Below are 3,309 nucleotides of genomic sequence, written 5' to 3' on the forward strand. Positions count from 1 at the left end.
AACCTGCGACCTTCGGGTTATGAGCCCGACGAGCTACCGAACTGCTCCACCCCGCGATGATAAAAAAAGCAAAATAAAAATGCCTAGCGATGTCCTACTCTCACAGGGACAAAGTCCCAACTACCATCGGCGCTAAAGAGCTTAACTTCCGTGTTCGGTATGGGAACGGGTGTGACCTCTTTGCCATTATCACTAGACATTTATATGAGATTGTTCTCTCAAAACTAGGTAACAGTTTGCTGAGTAAAGCTTACGCTTTTAAAGTTTGGTTAAGTCCTCGATCGATTAGTATCAGTCAGCTACACATGTCGCCACGCTTCCACCTCTGACCTATCAACCTGATCATCTTTCAGGGATCTTACTAGCTTGCGCTATGGGAAATCTCATCTTGAGGGGGGCTTCATGCTTAGATGCTTTCAGCACTTATCCCGTCCACACATAGCTACCCAGCGATGCCTTTGGCAAGACAACTGGTACACCAGCGGTGTGTCCATCCCGGTCCTCTCGTACTAAGGACAGCTCCTCTCAAATTTCCTACGCCCACGACGGATAGGGACCGAACTGTCTCACGACGTTCTGAACCCAGCTCGCGTACCGCTTTAATGGGCGAACAGCCCAACCCTTGGGACCGACTACAGCCCCAGGATGCGATGAGCCGACATCGAGGTGCCAAACCTCCCCGTCGATGTGGACTCTTGGGGGAGATAAGCCTGTTATCCCCGGGGTAGCTTTTATCCGTTGAGCGATGGCCCTTCCATGCGGAACCACCGGATCACTAAGCCCGACTTTCGTCCCTGCTCGACTTGTAGGTCTCGCAGTCAAGCTCCCTTGTGCCTTTACACTCTACGAATGATTTCCAACCATTCTGAGGGAACCTTTGGGCGCCTCCGTTACATTTTAGGAGGCGACCGCCCCAGTCAAACTGCCCACCTGACACTGTCTCCCGGCCCGATCAGGGCCGCGGGTTAGAATTTCAATACAGCCAGGGTAGTATCCCACCGACGCCTCCACCGAAGCTAGCGCTCCGGCTTCTCAGGCTCCTACCTATCCTGTACAAGCTGTACCAAAATTCAATATCAGGCTACAGTAAAGCTCCACGGGGTCTTTCCGTCCTGTCGCGGGTAACCTGCATCTTCACAGGTACTATAATTTCACCGAGTCTCTCGTTGAGACAGTGCCCAGATCGTTACGCCTTTCGTGCGGGTCGGAACTTACCCGACAAGGAATTTCGCTACCTTAGGACCGTTATAGTTACGGCCGCCGTTTACTGGGGCTTCGATTCAGAGCTTCTCCCAAAGGATAACCCCTCCTCTTAACCTTCCAGCACCGGGCAGGCGTCAGCCCCTATACTTCGCCTTGCGGCTTCGCAGAGACCTGTGTTTTTGCTAAACAGTCGCCTGGGCCTATTCACTGCGGCTCTCTCGGGCTATACACCCTACCAGAGCACCCCTTCTCCCGAAGTTACGGGGTCATTTTGCCGAGTTCCTTAACGAGAGTTCTCTCGATCACCTTAGGATTCTCTCCTCGCCTACCTGTGTCGGTTTGCGGTACGGGCACCTCCCGCCTCGCTAGAGGCTTTTCTTGGCAGTGTGGAATCAGGAACTTCGGTACTATAATTCCCTCGTCATCACAGCTCAGCCTTTATGATGAGCGGATTTGCCTACTCATCAGCCTAACTGCTTGAACGCGCATATCCAGCAGCGCGCTTACCCTATCCTACTGCGTCCCCCCATTACTCAAACGGCGGGGAGGTGGTACAGGAATATCAACCTGTTGGCCATCGCCTACGCTTTTCAGCCTCGGCTTAGGTCCCGACTAACCCTGAGCGGACGAGCCTTCCTCAGGAAACCTTAGGCATTCGGTGGACAAGATTCTCACTTGTCTTTCGCTACTCATACCGGCATTCTCACTTCTAAGCGCTCCACCAGTCCTTACGGTCTGACTTCGCTGCACTTAGAACGCTCTCCTACCACTGACATCAAAGATGTCAATCCACAGCTTCGGTGATACGTTTAGCCCCGGTACATTTTCGGCGCAGAGTCACTCGACCAGTGAGCTATTACGCACTCTTTAAATGGTGGCTGCTTCTAAGCCAACATCCTGGTTGTCTAAGCAACTCCACATCCTTTTCCACTTAACGTATACTTGGGGACCTTAGCTGGTGGTCTGGGCTGTTTCCCTTTTGACTACGGATCTTATCACTCGCAGTCTGACTCCCATGGATAAGTCTTTGGCATTCGGAGTTTGACTGAATTCGGTAACCCGTTGGGGGCCCCTAGTCCAATCAGTGCTCTACCTCCAAGACTCTCACAACATGAGGCTAGCCCTAAAGCTATTTCGGAGAGAACCAGCTATCTCCAGGTTCGATTGGAATTTCTCCGCTACCCACACCTCATCCCCGCACTTTTCAACGTGCGTGGGTTCGGGCCTCCATTCAGTGTTACCTGAACTTCACCCTGGACATGGGTAGATCACCTGGTTTCGGGTCTACAACCACATACTAAACGCCCTATTCAGACTCGCTTTCGCTACGGCTCCGCCTTATCAGCTTAACCTTGCATGGGATCGTAACTCGCCGGTTCATTCTACAAAAGGCACGCCATCACCCGTTAACGGGCTCTGACTACTTGTAGGCACACGGTTTCAGGATCTCTTTCACTCCCCTTCCGGGGTGCTTTTCACCTTTCCCTCACGGTACTGGTTCACTATCGGTCACTAGGTAGTATTTAGCCTTGGGAGATGGTCCTCCCAGCTTCCGACGGAATTTCACGTGTTCCGCCGTACTCAGGATCCACTCAAGAGGGAACGAAGTTTCAACTACAGGGTTGTTACCTTCTTCGACGGACCTTTCCAGGTCGCTTCATTTACTTCGTTCCTTTGTAACTCCGTATAGAGTGTCCTACAACCCCAAGAGGCAAGCCTCTTGGTTTGGGCTAATTCCGTTTCGCTCGCCGCTACTCAGGAAATCGCATTTGCTTTCTCTTCCTCCGGGTACTTAGATGTTTCAGTTCCCCGGGTCTGCCTTCAATATCCTATGTATTCAGATAAAGATACTGTTCCATTACGAACAGTGGGTTTCCCCATTCGGAAATCTCCGGATCAAAGCTCACTTACAGCTCCCCGAAGCATATCGGTGTTAGTCCCGTCCTTCATCGGCTCCTAGTGCCAAGGCATTCACCGTGCGCCCTTTCTAACTTAACCATTAGCGAATAAATGGTACAACATACTGTTGTGTTATTTATTGGTTTGATTAAAGAAAAGTTTCACTTTTCCTCAGCAATTACTGTTATCTAGTTTTCAAAGAACAAT

At 51.2% G+C, this 3,309-nt stretch carries 2 rRNA genes; both read right to left on the reverse strand.

Features of this window, described 5'->3' with window-relative positions:
* Positions 1 to 81: 81 nt before the first annotated feature.
* A 5S ribosomal RNA gene (rrf, locus tag ABDK56_RS13110) occupies positions 82 to 197 on the reverse strand.
* A 68-nt stretch (positions 198 to 265) separates the two neighbouring features.
* Positions 266 to 3,201, reverse strand: a 23S ribosomal RNA gene (locus ABDK56_RS13115).
* Between the last annotated feature and the right edge of the window lie 108 nt (positions 3,202 to 3,309).

The sequence above is a fragment of the Sphingomonas sp. ASV193 genome, assembly GCF_040203355.1.
Lineage (GTDB): Bacteria > Pseudomonadota > Alphaproteobacteria > Sphingomonadales > Sphingomonadaceae > Sphingomicrobium.